General features: G+C 55.0%; 16 protein-coding genes and 1 riboswitch. Of the genes, 7 read left to right on the top strand and 9 right to left on the bottom strand.

Features of this window, described 5'->3' with window-relative positions; genetic code table 11:
- Positions 1-76 precede the first annotated feature (76 nt).
- Positions 77-1,609 (bottom strand): SLC13 family permease, encoded by a 1,533-nt coding sequence (locus DES29_RS04485; RefSeq protein ID WP_021995955.1) that lies wholly within the window; start codon positions 1,607-1,609, stop codon positions 77-79.
- A 274-nt stretch (positions 1,610-1,883) separates the two neighbouring features.
- Positions 1,884-2,042: riboswitch (SAM-I-IV-variant riboswitch) on the top strand.
- Positions 2,043-2,272: 230 nt separating this feature from the next.
- Here DES29_RS04485 and DES29_RS04480 point away from each other — a divergent pair.
- On the top strand, positions 2,273-2,569 hold the full coding sequence (locus DES29_RS04480) for an AbrB/MazE/SpoVT family DNA-binding domain-containing protein (RefSeq protein ID WP_081454024.1): 297 nt from the start codon (positions 2,273-2,275) through the stop codon (positions 2,567-2,569).
- 146 nt (positions 2,570-2,715) lie between these two features.
- Here DES29_RS04480 and DES29_RS04475 read toward each other — a convergent pair whose 3' ends face one another.
- Both DES29_RS04475 and ompR read right to left on the bottom strand, forming a co-directional pair.
- On the bottom strand, positions 2,716-4,284 hold the full coding sequence (locus DES29_RS04475; RefSeq protein WP_113854506.1) for an ATP-binding protein: 1,569 nt from the start codon (positions 4,282-4,284) through the stop codon (positions 2,716-2,718).
- Positions 4,285-4,450: 166 nt separating this feature from the next.
- Positions 4,451-5,173: an osmolarity response regulator transcription factor OmpR gene (gene ompR / locus DES29_RS04470; RefSeq protein WP_005431167.1), complete on the bottom strand. Its 723-nt coding sequence runs from the start codon at positions 5,171-5,173 to the stop codon at positions 4,451-4,453.
- 491 nt (positions 5,174-5,664) lie between these two features.
- On the opposite strand from ompR, the gene DES29_RS04465 reads away from it, so the two are divergent.
- Positions 5,665-6,135 carry a hypothetical protein gene (locus DES29_RS04465; RefSeq protein WP_005431165.1) on the top strand — a complete coding sequence of 157 codons (471 nt, stop codon included), beginning with the start codon at positions 5,665-5,667 and terminating at the stop codon, positions 6,133-6,135.
- A gap of 60 nt (positions 6,136-6,195) precedes the next feature.
- Here DES29_RS04465 and DES29_RS04460 read toward each other — a convergent pair whose 3' ends face one another.
- Positions 6,196-6,816: a TetR/AcrR family transcriptional regulator gene (locus DES29_RS04460; RefSeq protein ID WP_005431163.1), complete on the bottom strand. Its 621-nt coding sequence runs from the start codon at positions 6,814-6,816 to the stop codon at positions 6,196-6,198.
- A 219-nt stretch (positions 6,817-7,035) separates the two neighbouring features.
- Here DES29_RS04460 and tsaB point away from each other — a divergent pair, with 219 nt between their 5' ends.
- The 5 genes from tsaB to panF all read left to right on the top strand — a co-directional run bounded on the left by tsaB (position 7,036) and on the right by panF (position 11,436).
- Positions 7,036-7,785: a tRNA (adenosine(37)-N6)-threonylcarbamoyltransferase complex dimerization subunit type 1 TsaB gene (gene tsaB / locus DES29_RS04455; RefSeq protein WP_021995959.1), complete on the top strand. Its 750-nt coding sequence runs from the start codon at positions 7,036-7,038 to the stop codon at positions 7,783-7,785.
- Complete coding sequence (rimI, locus tag DES29_RS04450; RefSeq protein WP_021995960.1) at positions 7,782-8,348, top strand: ribosomal protein S18-alanine N-acetyltransferase; 567 nt, start codon at positions 7,782-7,784, stop codon at positions 8,346-8,348. Before tsaB ends, rimI begins: the two co-directional genes overlap by 4 nt.
- Entirely contained in the window at positions 8,345-9,295 is a 951-nt protein-coding gene (locus DES29_RS04445; protein ID WP_021995961.1) for a uracil-DNA glycosylase, read from the top strand. Before rimI ends, DES29_RS04445 begins: the two co-directional genes overlap by 4 nt.
- A gap of 228 nt (positions 9,296-9,523) precedes the next feature.
- Complete coding sequence (locus DES29_RS04440; RefSeq protein ID WP_021995962.1) at positions 9,524-9,886, top strand: DUF997 family protein; 363 nt, start codon at positions 9,524-9,526, stop codon at positions 9,884-9,886.
- A complete protein-coding gene (gene panF, locus DES29_RS04435) occupies positions 9,883-11,436 on the top strand; it encodes a sodium/pantothenate symporter (RefSeq protein WP_021995963.1) in 1,554 nt (517 codons plus the stop codon). Before DES29_RS04440 ends, panF begins: the two co-directional genes overlap by 4 nt.
- 71 nt (positions 11,437-11,507) lie before the next feature.
- Here the strand turns inward: panF and trpA are convergent, their stop codons facing one another.
- The 5 genes from trpA to DES29_RS04410 all read right to left on the bottom strand — a co-directional run bounded on the left by trpA (position 11,508) and on the right by DES29_RS04410 (position 17,448).
- Complete coding sequence (trpA, locus tag DES29_RS04430; protein WP_113854505.1) at positions 11,508-12,335, bottom strand: tryptophan synthase subunit alpha; 828 nt, start codon at positions 12,333-12,335, stop codon at positions 11,508-11,510.
- Between the two features lie 57 nt (positions 12,336-12,392).
- A complete protein-coding gene (gene trpB, locus DES29_RS04425; protein WP_021995965.1) occupies positions 12,393-13,628 on the bottom strand; it encodes a tryptophan synthase subunit beta in 1,236 nt (411 codons plus the stop codon).
- A gap of 50 nt (positions 13,629-13,678) precedes the next feature.
- The gene (trpCF, locus tag DES29_RS04420) at positions 13,679-15,289 is read right to left on the bottom strand and encodes a bifunctional indole-3-glycerol-phosphate synthase TrpC/phosphoribosylanthranilate isomerase TrpF (protein ID WP_021995966.1); all 1,611 of its coding nucleotides are present in this window, start codon (positions 15,287-15,289) and stop codon (positions 13,679-13,681) included.
- Positions 15,290-15,321: 32 nt separating this feature from the next.
- On the bottom strand, positions 15,322-16,368 hold the full coding sequence (gene trpD, locus DES29_RS04415; protein WP_021995967.1) for an anthranilate phosphoribosyltransferase: 1,047 nt from the start codon (positions 16,366-16,368) through the stop codon (positions 15,322-15,324).
- Between the two features lie 384 nt (positions 16,369-16,752).
- Positions 16,753-17,448: a carbonic anhydrase gene (locus DES29_RS04410; RefSeq protein WP_005431147.1), complete on the bottom strand. Its 696-nt coding sequence runs from the start codon at positions 17,446-17,448 to the stop codon at positions 16,753-16,755.
- Positions 17,449-17,933 lie beyond the last annotated feature (485 nt).

Raw genomic sequence — 17,933 nt, 5'->3', positions numbered from 1 at the left:
TGCGAATATTGAATGAAAAAAAGCCGGTGACAGCTGTGTCAACCGGCTTTTAGCATGGTGATTGAAAATGGATCGGTTAGGTCATCGGAACAATGCCGCGGCCGAAGAAATAGCTCACCAGAACACCAATGATAACGGCGATGAAATTGAGCCAAATGCCAGCCTTCACCATGTCGCCGATGCGGATGCGTCCGGTACCGAAGACAATGGCGTTCGGGGGTGTGCCCACAGGCATCATAAAGGCACAGGACGCTGCAAAGACCGTGGCAAAGAGAATCGGCTCAGGGTTGAAGTGCAGGCTTCCCGCTGCCGCGTCGATCACCGGCATCATGGTTGCTGCCAACGCCGTATTGGAGGTGACCTCAGAGACGAAGGTGACGATTGTGGAGACGCCAAACATCATGGGCAGTTCGCCGATCCCTTCAAAGACCTGAGCTTGAGCACCGATGAGGGCAGCGACGCCGGTTGACTGAATGGCTGCGGCCATAGACAGACCGCCGCCGAATAAAAGCAGCACATCCCAGGCTACGACATCCTTGGCGCTGTTCCAGTCGAGCGCATGAATGCCGCGCTTCGGATCAACGGGAATGATGAAGAGCAAAACGCCTGCGAGCATGGCGATGACTTCTTCAGTCAGGGGTTTGAGCGGTGTTGCACCGCCAATTTCCAGGCCGCGCAGAAATGGTCCAAAGATCCATAGCAGTGCGGTTCCAGCAAAGACGCAAAGGACGATTTTTTCCCCTCGGCTCATGGGTCCGAGCTTTCTCAGTTCATTGCGAATCCACTCGCGGCCGCCGGGAATCCCATCCATCTTGACCGGAAAAAGCACGTTGAGAAGCAGGAAGGTTGCGGGGAGAAGCAGGAGTGTCACCGGAAGGGCAACCTGCATCCAGTCAAGGAATGACACTTCCGTATGGTAGCGGTCGGCAACAAAGCGCGCGAAGATACCGTTGGGGGGCGATCCGACCAGCGTGGCCATACCGCCGATTGAGGCCGCGTAGGCAATAGAGAGGAGGACGACTACACCAAAGTTTTTTTCGTCCGGCGTGATTTCCGGACTTTCTTGTGTTGAACGAATGACACCCATTACCGCGATGGCGATTGGCACCATCATCGCTGCGGTAGCCGAATTGGAAACCCATGCGGAAAGAAATGCTGTCGAGATCATCAGCCCGAAGATGATCTGCTTGGGTTTAGTGCCGAAGATCGAGATGGTTGCCAGTGCGATGCGTCGATCCAGATGCCAGCGATGAATGGCCGCAGCAATCAGAAAGCCACCTAAAAAGAGGAAGATAGTCCCGGAGGCATAGTGCCGCATTGTATTGACGGGAGTGGCTACTTCAAGGAGCGGATAAAGGACGATGGGGATCATCGCTGTCACAGCGATGGGGATTGCTTCAGTGAACCACCACACAGCCATTAGCGTTGTGACGGCGGCGCAGGCTTTGCCGGCGTGCGTGAAAGGGACGGTCTGGCCGGAGGCGTTCACAAACTGATCGGGCATCAGGTAGTAAACAATAACGGCAAGAATGGGGCCGAGAATAAAGGCCCAGATCTTCGTCTGGTTCGACATGGCGTCGATCGAGACGGATGATGATTGGAGTGGCATGGGTGTCGCTCCTTGATTATTGTCAAAGTGGAGGAAATCTTCTTTACAATCCTATCAGGAGTTTGTCAACTGACAAGCGAAGAGCCGTGCTTTATTTCACTTAGGCTACTGAAATGAGATCTGTTAGATGATCAATTAATTGATGTTTATGAAAAAGATAGAAAATGAGGACTATCGAGAATAAGGAAATATTCGTAGCGTATTTTGGGAGGTTTCCAGCTCAAAAGTCGTTTTGAGACTTGCATAATCGGTTTCAGAGGCATAAGCTTTGTCTTCACAGCATGAAGAGAGGTAATCCAGTAAGGGTTTACCCGCCAACCTGCCTTCTCGGGCAAGGTGGTTCGGAGCTGCATCGGAGCCCACCTCCCTGCAGTCCCATGCGGCCGAGAGCCTCTGAGAGAGGTTTCAGCAGTCGGTAAAGAGAGCGAGATCTTCAGTCTCAGTGTCCCCATCATCATCAATCTAAGGGACGAAGAGACTTCCGCCAGAGTGGTGCTCCCGCGGGGAGCCGCCCTGAGACATCAGGGAATGCGGCCTGCCTGCGCTTCAAAATTCAGAGAGTATTGTTCAGAAGTGCGGTGTTGGCTTTTCCTCAGGCGGAATTGTTCCGGATTGCCGAGTTCTGGTCGCAAAAGATCAGACATCGGCTAAAGAGGAGAAGAAATGATGTCCAACCGTTTGACGATCAAGGGTCAGGTCACAATTCCCAAGGCTGTTCGCGATTTTTTGGGTCTGCAGGAAGGCGGCTCGAGCGTTGAATTCACTATCAATGATGACGGTTCCGTTACGGTTCGTAAGGCCTGCGCAGCAGCAGAGCACACGACTGCGGAGTCCGTGCAGACCGCATCGGCTTCGCCCGTGCGTTCACGTCTGCAGCGGCCAACGCGCGGCTTCCGCGCTTCCGCTCCCCGCGCAGCTTCACATTGCGGCGTGTTGGCACTGCTCGCCGGCGGTATTTGATTGGTTGCCCAAGTGAATGGGATGAGAGCAGTGCAGCAGCAAAAGCGGAGTGCTGCAGGCTAACGTTCTGACCGAAAGAAATCAAAAAACGAGAGGCGCTTCTTTTAAGGAAGCGCCTCTCGATGTCTCTGGACAAAGAACAGAGCTCAGGACTGTTGATTTTTGTCGGAGCTTGATGGCTCATGTTGAGCGGTAATGGACTCGCTGGAACTCAAGCTGCCGGCAGACTGCGCCGTTTCTTGCGGCGTTTGGCCGTTGGTTTGCTCGGACGATTGCGGAAGGGCTTCTTGGCTCTTTTCTTCTTCCTTTTCCAGTTTGAGCGCAGCTTTGTCTTGTTCCTTCAAGGCTTTCTTCAAGGTTGAGCGCTGGATTAACGGGAACTGTACTTTAACAAGGAGCCCGTGCGGCAGTGCGTCGCCCAGCACAACTGTGCCGCCGGAACGACGGACGATGCGGTCGACGGTGGCCAGACCAAGACCCGATCCTGTTACGCCGCTGCGGGCAGATTCGCCGCGCTCAAAGGGGCGCATCACACGCGCACGCTGACTTTCCGGCAAACCCGTACCCTGATCGGCGACGTCGAGTTCTGCGGTTTGGTTGTCGGCGCTCTTTTTCACCGTCATAGTGAGACGAAGCTTCCCGTCGTCACTGCGCCCATATCGCTGTGCGTTGACGATTAAGTTCTGGACAGCACGCGAGAGCTCCAGCGGGTGTGCCATCACGAAAACGTCAGGTGCGAGCTGCGTGGTCACTTCCATGGTCGGGTCGGCATCAATACGGGCATTGTGGATGGCCGTTTGAACCGCTTCGCTGAAGTTCACCATCACCTGTTCTTCGTTGGAGCAGCGGGCATAAGCGAGGAATTGGTTGACGATGTTTTCCATTTGCTCAAGGTCACTCACCATGGCCTCACGGGAGTCCTCTGGCAGATGGGAAGCCAATTCAATTTCCAGACGCAGGCGTGTGATCGGCGTACGCAAGTCGTGAGAGACGCCGGCCAAAAGCAGTTCGCGGTCGGCCTCCATGTGCGCGAGATCTTCCACCATACGGTTGAAACTCACATTGACTGCCTGAATCTCAGAGGTGGAAGCGTCTTCTGGGAGCGGTTCCGGTTTGATGCCTTTACTCACTTGATTGGCAAAGTCGGACAATTTGGCAAGGGGCTGCACCACATGACGAGCAAGCAGTGTGGCGCCAAAGAGCGAAGCCAGCCCAGCGGCCACAGCCCACCATAGCCAGGCAGTGCCATACGGGGGATCCAGCACGTCGTCCTTGGTTTGAAGCCAATACTGGTCGCCGTCAATGTCGAAGGTTACCCAGAGACCGGGATTGCCGTTCACGGAGGTCGCCAGAATTGTCTCGGGTCCCAGCGAACTTTTCACCATTTGATCAATCAGACCATTGAAGCTTTCTGAGGGCATCTTGGTGATCGTATCGGTGGGGTCGCGAGGAGAAATGAGCACCCCTTCGCGCACGGCCAGCGTTTTCAAAAGATCGACGCGGTAGAGCGGATCGGCCGTGACGAGGGCGTACTTCGTGAGGTTGACAGTCGAAACGATGTGTTGCGCAACCCCTTGTGAATAGGGCAGTTCAGAAAGTACGCGAAAGCTTTGTAGCCAGCCGATGACAGAAAAGAAGAGCAGGCCGCAGAGCAGGAGAAACGTGCGCCAGAAGAGACTCGGCCGCCGTGTTTTGAGTTGAGAGATCCAGGCCAAAGCGGACTCCTCGCGTCAGAAGGTGAAAAAAGAAGGCGAAGGAAAAAGTTTAGCCATTTGGCAGATGCCGCGGGCGATGAGATTGCCTTCACTAGAGAGCTCTAAGCGCAAACAGGCCCGTGCGGGCCTGTTTGAGAGACGGTCTGTCGAACGCTCGCTTGCGTAATTAAGCGTGACCGTCCGGGATAAAGACGTATCCCAGTCCCCAGACTGTCTGCAGATAGCGGGGCTTCGAGGGATCGGGCTCAAGGAGCTTACGCAGACGCGAAACCTGAACGTCAAGGGAACGGTCAAAGGCTTCATATTCACGGCCGCGAGCCATTTCCATGAGCTTGTCGCGTGAGAGCGGCTGACGGGGATGGCGGGCAAAGGCCTTAAGCACAGCGAATTCACCGGTTGTGAGCGGCACAATTTCGCCGTTCTTTTTGAGAACACGGGTGCCTAGATCCAGTTCAAAGTCGCCGAACTTCACCACTTCATTTTCCATTGAAGGGGCGCCTGGAGCGTCCTGACGCGGACGGCGGCGCAATACGGCGTGGATGCGGGCAAGCAGTTCGCGAGGATTAAAAGGTTTTCCGAGATAATCGTCAGCGCCGAGCTCGAGACCGAGAATACGGTCGACGTCTTCTCCTCGGGCCGTCAGCATGATGACCGGCGTCATATCCTTTTCAGCGCGCAGACGCTTGAGGATGGCCAGACCGTCTTCCCCCGGCATCATCAGGTCCAGAATCAGCACGTCGAAGTGTTCGCGCACCCAAAGGCGCTTCATAGCTTCGCCGTTTTCGCTGACGAGGACGTTGAAGCCATTTTCGCCGAGATAGCGGCGCAACAGGTCTCGTAGACGGGGGTCGTCATCGACAATGAGAATTTTGGGAGTGCGTTCAACCACTTTGGGCTCCTTGGACCGACTTCTTTAATAAATCTATCAAGAAGTGGCGGATGATTTGCAGATGCATGAATTGTTTCATCAGAAACGGCTTTGCGCCACCCTCTGGCAATCGAGAGTTACAAATAGGCGCCTGTGCTTTCGAATTGCAAACTTTTGCGCTGTTTTTGGTGTTGGCAGGTATGGAACAAGCTAGTCTTCAAGAAGAATAGTCGGACTTGATAACTATGAAGAAGGGTAGAAACGGCGGGGTGAATGGTTCATGTTGAGACAATATATGTCGCTTTGACGTGATTGAATCAGTCGATCCAACAGTGATCCCAAGGCAATGTTCTGTCACGCTTTCGAACGCTTCGCTTCAGCTTCTCACTAGAGCGCACTGATATATTCCAATCAAAGAGAAGACCCTGAATACGTGATCTTCGTCAGCAGGCCTCCCATAGAGGCATCTGCTTCGCGAAGCTCCGCAATCCTCGTAGAGAGGCGTTGATTTTATGCTTCATCATCATTCCTGCAGTGCGCTTGTGCTGGCTTGTTGTCTCGCTGCAAGCGGAGCGGCTTCGGCTTGGCCGGATCCGGCCAATTTGGGCAGCAAGACTGCTGGTTCGGACGGCTGTGAACCCGCCAGTACGCCGTGTTTGCAGCTCTGGAGTGAAATGTCTGCTCAGGAGCGTGCAAAGCTTTGGCCGTATCTGGACGAAGCTTCAAAGACTTCTTATTGGCGAGGGCTGAGCAATGAAGAGCGAAACGAACTTCGCTCTTATATGAGTGCAAGAGATCAAGAGGCGCTTCGCCGTCGTTTTTCGCTTGATGCCCGCGGCGACGGCGGTCAGGTGAAGCACCCTAAGCTCTGCCGCGAAGACATGCGCTTGATGCGAGAGCAAATTATGGAAGTGCACATGCAGCACCTAGGAAGTGCCGATCGACGCCATGGGGCGAAGGATCTCAATGCCCCCGGGCACTGAGACAGGCCATTCAATGAACTTGGCAGCCGCTGCGCTCATGAGCTGCTGCGCAATGAAGGCTCATACTTCTTCGAATTTTTTGACGCCGTTGGCGGCGGCTTCAATCACCGCCAGGCAGAGGTCTGCAGCTGCATCACGCTTATGCGCCAGTGCATTGCGTTCAATATAGGCGAATCGCAGCAGAAATCCCGTAGCAGCTTCGACGGCTGCATGTGATGCGGGAGTGTCGGGAAGCTTCAGCAAATCGAGAATCCGACCCGAAAAAAGGCTGGCAGATGCGTTAAACCGTTCCCGCAAAAGCGGTTTGATGTCTGGTGCATTATGAAGCAGTGAAAAACCGTCAGCGCGTTCAGCCGTAAAGTCGAGAAATGCACAAATAAGTCTGCGCAGTGTCTCGCGCGGCGCTTCGCCGGTGAGCGGCTTTATTTCAGCGGCGCGCGCGGCCAGAATCTCACCTTCGGCAACGAGGAGCGCTTCAAGAAGCGATTCATGGTTCTTAAAGTAGTGATAGACCAGATTCCTCGAAATGCCGGCCTCTTGAGCAACATCGGCCAGCGATAAATCAAATGCGCCGTTTCTGACGCAGCATCGGCGGGCGGCTGCAAGAATGGCCTGCCGGCGTTCTTGCGGCGAAAGCCGAGTGCGCGGGCGGGTGGATGAAGTTTCGCAGGATGGTGTCATGAAGGCTGAAGCGGCGTAAAAGGAGAAAACTGTTCAGATACTGAAGCAGGACAAGAGTCGCCGATCAAATCGGTTTAACAATTGAATTTCTTATTATCCTGCAGGCGCGGTGAGCAGACCAAATCGGCCTGAGTGAACAAATGCCCCGACCGTATAATTGCAGCTGTTCCCAGACTTTAAAGGGACGGTTTATGTGTTGAACCGCAGCCCGAGCTTTCCATGACTGACACCTTGATTCCTCATATTCTGGCGCTTGATACAGCGCAGGAAGACTGCGGCGCTGCGATTCTTCTTGCGGACGGTTCGCTTTTCATGCATGTGGAGCACGTAGGCAGCCGCCACAGCGAACGACTGCTGCCGATGGTGCGGGACCTCATTCATGAAGCCGGTATTGAAAAGACGGATTTGGGATTGATCGCGTTCGGCGAAGGACCGGGAAGCTTTACCGGACTGCGCGTCGCCTGCGGTGCGGCACAAGGACTCGCCTGGGCGCTTGAAGTTCCGGTGGCGCAAGTCTCCAACTTGGAAGCGCTGGCTGAATGGCTTCGAGAGACTCATTTGGAGGCTGCTCGTCCGGGAACCCGCATTGCGGTTTTAAACGATGCCCGCATGCACGAGTGCTATGCCGGGATGTGGCGTGTGCCCGCCGCTGCAGAGGATCGCCTCGAGCGGCTGGATGGTCCCGTATTGGTTGCGCCGGAAGATGCTCAGACCTATCTGGAGCGTTTTAAAGCAGATATGCTCTGCGGCAGCGGTTCCAAGGTGTATTCGGAGGCAATGAAGATCAGGAGCGATGGCGGCATCCGCATGGTTAATGCGGCGGATTCGCGTCCGGACGCTATTGCACGCATTGCCCGCCGTATGGCGCTTTCGGGCGGCACCATTCGTCCCGAACTTGCTCATCCCGTCTATGTTCGCAACCGCGTGGCGCTGACGATGGCCGAACGTGCGGCAGGGGAGCGTTTGTGACGACGGCTCCGGCGCCGAATCATTTTTCTGGCGGCCGTCCGCTGAGCGGTCGATCGGATCTCATCGTGCGCGCAATGCGTCCAGACGATGTCGAAACACTGGCTCTATTGGAGGGGCGGGTGGAAGAGTCGCCTTGGAGTGCCGGGAACTTTTTGGATTCGCTCAATACGGGACACCTTTGCCTCGTTGTTCAGTCCGCTTCTGCCTCGGCGTCCGAAGCGGGCTTGGCTGCATGGGCGGTGGCGAGTCTCGTACTCGACGAAAGTGAACTCCTTATCATCGGTACTGCACCCTCCATGCAGCGTCAAGGCATTGGCCGTGCGCTGCTTGCTGAACTAGAAGCCGAGCTCGCGCGGCGCGGTGCATCGTCCCTCTATCTGGAGGTGCGCGAAAGCAATATCCCGGCACGCCGTCTCTATGAGCAGAACGGATTTGTTGTCGTCGGCCGACGCCGAGGTTATTACCGCCATCTGAGCGGTCGGGAAGATGCCGTGCTGATGCGCCGCGAACTTCCGGGAGCCTCTAAAGCGCCGGCAGCGTTAATCGTTGAGGAGGCACTATGACGCAAGAGCTTCAGCAGCCTGCCTTCAGCCGAGAATCGATAGAAATGCTCGATGCCATGGGACTCGGGCCCGTATGGCTTCTGCGTGATTCGATGGATCCGCTGGTGCCGACAGGGGCTTTGCGGCCTGCCGGGCGGCCGCAGTCCCCATCACCGAAACGATCTGCTGTGCCGGCACGGGCTGAACTCACTGCAGCAAAAACGGGAAGTCTCCCGCAGGCTCCTCAATCTGCTCGGGCGGCACAGACTTCCACAGCTTCTCCGACTGTACCCCAGGCAGATGCACAGCCGGCGGTCGGCATGAGTACGGAACTTCTGAACAAAATTGCTTCGGCCGATTGGCAGGCGCTGCAGACACTTTCGCAGCACTGTACTGCTTGTGCGCTTTCTGCGATGGGCCGTCAACATGTTGTCTTCTCCGACGGCGGACCCGGACCTAAACTCGTTGTGGTGGGAGAGGCACCGGGGGCAGAGGAGGATCTTCAGGGCATTCCTTTTGTCGGCAAATCCGGCAAGCTCCTGACCGCCATGCTTGATTCGCTCGGACTGGTACGCCGACGCGACTGTGTGATTTTGAATGTGCTTAAATGCCGCCCGCCGCGCAACCGAAATCCTCAGCCCGAAGAGATTGTTTGCTGCGGACACTGGCTTGCCCGGCAGCTTGAATTGCTCAAGCCCGATGTGCTTTTCCTCGCAGGGCGATTTGCCATTTCGTCGCTTCTGAAGCCTGCTGATGAAATGTTTTCGATCTCTAAGATGCGGGGGCGCATTCATCTGGCGCAGCTTCCCGATGGACGGCAGGTGCCGGCGGTTGCGACCTACCATCCCTCCTATTTGCTTCGATCGCCGGCAGCCAAGTCCAAGGCTTGGGAAGATCTGCTGCTGCTCAAGGCGGCGATGAAGCAGGCAGGGCTGACGCTGCCTGTTCGGGAAAAGCATTGGGATTAAGCCTATTGAGGCTGCGGTTTCAAGTTCTTTTTTGCAGTCCTCTTCGTTTGCAGCGACCAATTTGCTGCTTCCTCATCCAGACGGTAGAATGCGGATGATGCAGGTTTATGCCTATAGATTTGTGCGTCGGGCGAGTATTCTCTGAACGCTGAGGCTTAAAGTTGCCGAGCTTGACAGGATGACCTTTGCTTCTGCCTTTGATCTCCCTAAAGAGGAATACGAATTCAAATGACTTCGTCCAATGACGTTTTCCCTCGAAAAGCGGCCCCCCGCAGTGTGCCTTCAACCCCAACGTATGATGAGGCGCTGCGAATCTGCGGCCGCGAAGCGGCTGTGACGTTCATTGCCGCTTTGGGGCTTTTTGCTTTCTTCTGGGGGAGCATTGCGCTCTTTAAAGATGTTCATGAACGTTTTTGGGGGCTGCCGCTGTGGTTTTGGGTCGCCGTCTGCGGCGGGTATGTGCTCTCAGTGCTGGTGGTGATGTTCATTGTGAAGCGGTATTTCAAGGCGATGCCGCTTGATATGGTGCCCGAGGAGAGGGCGTTTGCCGGTAATCACGAAGACTCTTCAGCAGAAAAGGCAGCGCAATGACCAGCCGGACAGTCCTCATTTTCATTCCGATCCTGCTCTTCTTCGCAGCGCTTGCGGTGACTGCGGTGTGGACGGAGCGGCGCCGCAGCCGAGAAAAAGAAAAGCAGCGCTTTGCCGACGAGTATTTTTTAGGCAGCCGCAGTCTTTCCGGTGTTGTGCTCGCAATGACTTTAGTAGCCACTTACGGGTCCGTCAGCTCGTTTGTGTCTGGTCCGGGCATCGCCTGGAAGCTTGGGCTTGGCTGGGTAGTTTTTGCTGCGCCACAGATCATTGCAGGGTTTTTTATTTTGGGTCTCTTAGGTAAAAAGATGGCGCTGGCATCCCGAGCCTCCGGCGCAATTACCGTAACGGGGCTTCTTGAGGTGCGCTTCGGCAGCCGTGCATTGACGGTGCTGCTGTCGCTTGCATTGCTTATCTGCTTTTGCGCCATGATGACCGGACAGTTCATCGGCGGCGCTGCGATCTTTGCGGAGGCGGCCGGCATTGATCCCGTTTTGGGGCTTCTGCTGTTTGGCCTCCTAACTGTTTTCTATACGACCTTCGGCGGCTTTCGAGCGGTTGCATGGACTGACTTTGTTTGTGCAGTCCTGATGATTGTCGGCATGGTGATGCTGGGGTGGGCCGTCATCGGGGAGGCTGGCGGACTGACTGCCGCTATGGAGCGTGCTGCTGCCGCCCAACTTGCAGATCCGTCAGCGGATTTGTCTTTGAGCCCCATTTTTTCACCCAATGCCAATGGCGCACTTCCCTGGACGCTGTTGTTTTCGGCCTGGATTTTGGTGGGTTTCGGAACGGCAGGGCTGCCGCAGTCGGCTGTGCGGTGCATGAGTTACCAGTCTTCTGCAGACCTTCATCGCGCGATGATCGTGAGTACGATAGTGTGCGGCGCACTGATGATCGGCATTACCGTAATCGGTGTTTTTGCGCGCGGGCTGCCTGACTTTGATCTTGCAGGCGCATCCACGGATCACGTCGTGCCGCGCCTCATTACTCAGCATCTCACGCCGATAGAGGCCGGTATAACCTTGATCGGCCCGCTGGCAGCCACCATGTCGACAGTGAGTTCGCTTTTGATCGCAGCCTCATCGGCGGTTGTGAAGGATTTGCTTTTGGCAGCACGTCCGGAGCTTGAACATCAGCCTAAGGTCCTTCTGCGCATTTCGCGCTGGGCAACGTTGGTGCTGGGACTTGCCGCCATGGCGGCTGCCGCTCGTCCCTTTGATCTCATTGCCTGGATCAACATGGGCAGCTTCGGAGGATTGGAAGTTGCCTTCTTATTCCCATTAGTCTTGGGACTTTTCTGGCGGCGAGCCACAGCCAAGGGATGCGTAGCCTCGATCTCGGTTGGGCTCATGCTCTATGCGGGACTGCTGCTTTTCAAGCCCAACCTTTGGGGATTCCATGCAATCGTTCCGGGGCTCTTTGTGACTGCAGTGGTCTTTGCTCTAGTGAGCTTGCTCACGAAGCAGCACCCCAACGCCAAACTCAGATACTTCTTTCCCAAACCGCGGGCGCCTAAAGCTGCCGGCGGCTGGACGTGCGGCAAATAAAATGCGCCGTCTTGAGGCGTTCAAAGGATCAAGACGGCGCTGATGCCTGACGGATGCAGCCGCTTTGCGTTTCATCTAAGAGCGGTGGCGGCTTTCATTTCTTTAACAAATGCGGTGAGGCGCTCGAGCATCACAGGGACATTGCTGAGGTTCTCCGTGATCACCTGAGCAACGGCAGATCCGGCAATGGCGCCGTCTGCACCTGCTTCAAGCGCAGCACAGACATGTTCAGGGCGCGATACGCCAAACCCCAAAAGCAATGGCGCCGAGCCGGCAGCGCGAAGTGCAGCAATTTCGGCTTCACCGGGACGCCCGGCAGTTTTATCCGTACCAGTAATGCCTGCGCGGGAGAGGAGATAAACATATCCCGTAGAGCGCTGAGCGACTTCTTTATAGAGGTCCGGAGTACCGTTGGGCGGTGCGATGGCAATCAGATGAATGCCGTGCGCTTTGGCGGCAGCGTCCCATTCAGGTTCGGCTTCGCGCATTGAAATCGGAACGTCAGGGATAAGCACAGCATCAACGCCGGCATCCTTGGCGGCCGCAAAGAAGTTTTCGACGCCGGGCGCTGTCACGAGGTTTACATAGAGCATAAGGCTCACTGGAATATCCGGGTGTTTTGCGCGGAACGCTTTGATAATTCCCAGACATTTGGCGGTCGTTGAGCCCGCTGCGAGTGCGCGCTGAGCTGAAGCTTCAATGATCGGACCGTCTGCGCAGGGGTCGGAAAAAGGAATGCCGAGTTCAAGTGCATCGGCTCCGCCGGCTGCTAACGCTTCCAAAATTTGGGACGAGATTTCCGGTGTTGGATCGCAAAGATTGACAAAGGGGACAAAGGCGCCTTCCTTCTTTTGTGCCAGCACGGCAAAACGTGCAGCGAAACGGTCTGACTGCGTCATGAGAGGGAATCCTTGAAAAATTTGGGTTGAATTCATTTCGAGAGATATATCGGGTGATCAGCCTTCCAGGACGGCCTGGGCAGCATCGGCGGCAAGACGGCCGTTCACAAAAAGTCCCTCGTCTTCCAAACGCTGCGAGACCTGAAAGATATCCTTATCGCCGCGGCCGGAGAGATTGACGACAAATTTTTGCTCGCGTTCAGGATTTTGACGTGCCAGCTTGAGGGCATAAGCGAGTGCGTGAGCGCTTTCCAGAGCGGGAATAATGCCTTCGCGCTGGGAGAGTTCAATGAAAGCGGACAGTGCTTCACGATCTGTGATGCCGTGATATTCAGCTCGGCCGATTTCCTGCAGGTGAGCGTGTTCGGGTCCTACGGATGGAAAGTCGAGCCCGGCTGATATAGAGAAAGATTCTTCAATCTGACCGTCCGGCGTCTGCATGTTGTAGGAGCGGGCGCCAAAGAAGATGCCGGGCGTCCCTTTTTCAAGCGTGGCACCATGATCCGGTGTATCAAGACCGCGTCCGGCAGGTTCAACACCGATCAGCTTGACGCTCTTATGCGGTACGAAATCGGTAAAAAGGCCAATCGCGTTTGAACCGCCTCCCACGCAGGCGATGACGGCATCGGGCAGACCGCCCTCGAGTTTGGCAAACTGGGCACGAGCTTCTTCACCGATGATTTTCTGGAATTCACGCACGATGGTGGGGAAGGGATGCGGACCCGCGGCGGTGCCAAGCATGTAATGCGTATCGGCAAAAGAACCAGCCCAGTCACGAAGAGCAGCATTGCAGGCTTCTTTAAGCGTGCTGCGGCCGTTATGTACCGGCACAACCTCGGCGCCCATCAATTCCATACGGAAGACATTGGGTTTTTGCCGTTCAACGTCTTTTGCGCCCATATAGACGCGGCACTTGAATCCAAGCAGCGCACAGGCAATAGCGGTGGCAACGCCGTGCTGCCCGGCACCTGTTTCGGCAATGATTCGGGTCTTGCCCATGCGGCGGGCCAGAAGCGCTTGACCTAGCACTTGATTGGTCTTGTGTGCGCCGCCGTGAACCAGATCTTCGCGTTTGAGATAGATCGTGGTTTTGGTGCCTTGTGTCAGGTTGCGGCACTTTGTCAAAGGTGTCGGACGACCGGCATAGTCAGTGAGCAGTGTGTGAAGTTCCTGTTGGAATGTCGGATCATCCTTGGCGGCGATGAAGGCTTCTTCGAGCTGATCAAGAGCGGGAATAAGGATTTCCGGGACGAACTGGCCGCCGAATCGGCCGAAATAAGGGTTGAGCTTCATGATGGACTGTCCGTTGTAAATGAGAGTTCTGTATAGAGCTGGACTCACAATCAGTGGTGAGGCTTCGGCGCAGGAATGCCGCGGAGAGCGGCAAAGGCCGAATGAATTTTTTCGGCTGATTTAATGCCCGGCGCCTCTTCAACGCCGGAATTGAAATCAAAGCCCGCAGCGCCGGTAAAGGCTGCTTCGGCTGCATTGACGGGCGATAACCCCCCAGCGAGCAAAATCTGGGCAAGTACTTGGGGATCCGTTTGGAGTCCTTCCAGCACGGTGTGATCAAAAGTCGTTCCGGTGCCGCCGGAGCCAGAGGCATTGGCAGCATCAAGGAGCACGTTGGCTGCGCCGGCGTCCAGAAGGCTGCGAACTGCTCTGAGAAGGTGAGCATCCGTTTCGTCTGCGCGGCGGCACTGAATGCTTACGCCAATGACGGGTACGAAGGCCGTGTTGGGATGTGAGTGAACAAGGTTTTCGAGTGCTTCTGCGGAAAGCGTTCCATGGATTTGGATGCGTTCAGGGGCAAATGTTTGCAGGATAGTTGGAATCTGAGAAAGTTCGGCGGCGTCGATTACTGCACAAATCGCTACGGGCAGTTGGAAGCGTTGAGCATTGTCTCGGATGGCTTTTGCCAGTCGCTTCGCCTCCGAGAGGACAACACAGCGCTTTGATCGTGCCGCGAGGATGATTCCAACCGTTAAACCCCCCGCCTCAGCAGCGGCCATTGCATCTTCTGGGCGCGTAATGCCGCAGACTTTTGAATGACCGAACAACAGTTCCCGCACAGCCAGAGACAAGTTGGAGGCTTGCGACAGGGCCGAGCCGCAAAGGAACGCATTTAACCGCGGAGCTGCTGCGACGGCTTTTGCAATGGCGGTGAAGGACGTATAGCCTGATTCAGCAACCAGTACGACATCCGCAGGCAGATCGCCGGTTAATTCTGACGCTATATTCGGCGCGCGGTTGACATCTACTTCGAGCGTACGAAGATTGCGGTTATTGATGCCGATTATTTTGGCACCGAGCTCAAGCGCCACGCGAGCTTCTTCAACGGATGAGGCTTCGGTAAGCACCTCAAGTCCGAGTGCTTTGGCTTTGGCTGCCAAGTCTCGGTAACCGTCAGGGGCTAATACCGAAAGCATCAAGAGGACGGCATCGGCTCCGCAGCGGTATGCGGCGAGCAGCTGCCGATCACTCACAATGAAATCCTTTGCCAGCAGGGGACGTGTGGTGCGTTCACGGACGGCGGCCAGGCGCTCAAAACTGCCGCGGAAGAATTCCGGCTCCGTCAGTACAGAAATGGCATCGGCGTAGGTGCCATAGACCTTCGCATAATCATCCAGATCAATGGCAGTCTTCATGACGCCTTTTGACGGCGATGCGGCCTTGATCTCCAGAATCACTCTGCGGCCTGGAAGGCGCAGGGCAGCCGAAAAAACACCATATCGCTGCGCGAGCGCATTGCCATCAATGCCGACAGCGGCAAAATGTTGGCGCCGCTCCAATTCGGCCGCATCGAATTCGGCGCGTGTGACGGCAGGAAGCGCTGCCGCTCGCTGAACAGACGAGGCAGCAATTTTTTCAAGCACGGTGCTCGCCATGGACGCGTGGTTCAGTGCGGCGCCGGCGTCAGTGGCTTTGGCATTGCGAAAAAGATCAAACTGCATTTTGTCGGTTTTGGTTGTGATGTGGGCTAGGCTCAGGCAGCTTTCTGTGAGGATGCCGTATGGGATGCGGCATATGCACGATGAGCGTTGAGCACTTCGAGCCCCTTGCCGGAAGCCATGGTGCGGCGAGCAAGTTCAACGGCTTCAGGCAGGCTCTTCGCAAGTCCGCCGATTTTCAGAAGCAGTGCCAGATTGGCTGTCACGAAGGCTTGCTGTGCTTCTGTACCCTTACCCGCCAGGATCGCTTCCGTAATGAGGGCGTTGTCTGCAGGGGCGCCGCCTTTGATTTCTTCAATGGAATAGAGGCGCTTTGCCCCAAGGTCGGCCGGTGTGAGCGTGCTGCGCTCGATCGTACCGTCTTCCTTCAATTCTGCAATTTCGGTCGTGCCGTGGACAGCAGCCTCATCGAGACCGCTGCCATGTACAACGTAGGCACGCTTAACGCCGAGAAGACGCAAAGTTTGTGCGACTGTTTCGAGAAGATCTGGAGAATAAACGCCGATCAGCGCATAGTCTGGGTGAGCGGGATTGGTGAGCGGCCCCAGAATGTTGAAGATCGTGCGGGTTTTTAAAGCAGCGCGTACAGGACCGGCAAAACGCATGGCCGGATGGTAGAGCTGTGCAAAGCAGAAGCAAAATCCCGTGGCGTCGAGCAGTTGTGCGCTTTCATCGGGCGTCAGGCGAATGTCGACGCCAAGAGCCGTGAGGAGGTCTGATGCCCCGGTAGGGGAAGAGACGCCGCGGTTGCCGTGCTTAGCAATCTTGAGTCCCGCTGCGGCAGCCAGAAGCGCTGTTGTAGTTGAAACGTTGATCGTTTTCATCCCATCGCCGCCGGTACCGACGATTTCCCCGACTTCCACTCCCCGCGGACGCGGGAAGTGAGCTGCTGCAGCCACCATGGCTCTGGCTGCGCCTTCGATTTCTTCAGGCGTTTCGCCCTTGATCTTCAGCGCAGTGAGAATGCCGGCCAAAAGCGCAGGATCGATCTTGCCCTCGAAGACCTGAGTAAAGAGCGCTTGGGATTCTTCCGTGGTGAGGCTGCGGCCGGCGCAAAGCGTATTGAAATTGAAGGTGGTCATGGTGAAGTACTCCGAATGAATTGCTTGAGAATGGCTTGGGGGATCTCGTTGGACTCACCGCGACTCGATAAAGCAAAAGCCCGCAGGACTCGAGATCCGCGGGCTTATGGATGCTTTTGAAAAGTTCGAAAGCTTTAAGGAACAGCTTCTTTTCTCAGCACGCACACCGACTGAACGCCCGCTCTGTTGAGGGGCGCCACCAATACGCCGTCATGGCGATGGGGGTGCGGGCGTTGTGCTGCATGATGAGAGGACTCAAAAGTATGGGTATTCAACTTGATGGGAAGTGCAATGACTGCACTAACGGAACAAATCATCCCTCAAGGTTTATGAAGGCGTCAATAGGATAAAGAGCGTAGAGGCCGTTGCCTGTTTCTCGAGGGCTCAAAAATGACAGAGACTGGCTTCTTTGGGGCAGTGATGTTCCTGTGAGGGCTCAAAGTCCTCTTTTTCCGCATTCCAGACGTAAAGGGTGCCGGACTTCAGGTCGTAGTAAAGCGCATGAAGGGACAGCGTTCCCTCTTGAACTTTGGCTTCTATCCAGTCGTATGAAAGGAGGTTTTCAATTGACTGCAGCACAGCCCCTTCTTCGACGCGCCGAACAAAATCCGGTGCGGAGGGATCGGGCAGCACTTCCGACGTCGGTTCTGCAGTAAGTTCTCGCCGAAGTTCTTCAGAAACGGGGTGAGCCATCTGCACCCAACGCGACAAGAAAAACTCTTTTTCTATTTTTTCGGGGAAGAGCGCTGCGTGAATGCCGCCGCAGGCAGAGTGCCCCATAACGATCAGATGGTCTACGTCGAGGTGTTTCACACCATATTCCAAGGCCGACATGACCGCATCACGCGGCGACGAAAGTCCGACCGGCGGGATGAGTGCGGCAATGCTTCTCACAACAAACAGATCACCGGGTTTGCCGCCCAAAAGGATAGCGGGATCTACACGCGAGTCACAGCAGGCAATGACAAGACTTTTGGGTTTCTGCCCGTGAGCCAGCTGATCAAAAAATTCCTTTTCCTTCAAGAGATAGGACTCTTGAAAGTTATGAAAACCTGCGATGAGTTCGTGGAAACTGCCCATGACGGTTTGAAGCGATGATGTTGATCACATGACGCAGTGCAAGCCGTTGACTCTTGCGTCTACGAAATTTAGGAACATCATCCTACGCTCAATCTGAGAGTGGTGCTTGAACGAATACCCTCCATGGATCGCAACAAATTTTTTAGTTATCTGATTTATTCGTCAACTCGTTGATGGATATTATTGGAATAATGGAATATTTCTCTTGGTTATGAAGTCTGAGATATATTGTTGAAAGTGATTTTAAGATAATAATTGCGTTGATTAAGTGAGAGTGGGGTGATTGGTTGAATATTTTTTATGAAGGCGATTAATAAATTTATATGAGCAATTTAACAATATTGAGAACGTCTGTTAATATAGGAATTCTTGATAAGTTGTTGTAATTTTGGATTTTTAAATGATAGGATTGGTGTGAGAGAACTGCTAATAAATTTTATTTATAAATCAATATAATAAATCGTCGCCCCATGATCGTGTATTCA

Origin of the sequence: Sutterella wadsworthensis, from assembly GCF_003315195.1 — a bacterium.
Classification (GTDB): domain Bacteria; phylum Pseudomonadota; class Gammaproteobacteria; order Burkholderiales; family Burkholderiaceae_F; genus Sutterella; species Sutterella wadsworthensis.
This window is presented reverse-complemented; position numbering and strand designations above follow the sequence as displayed.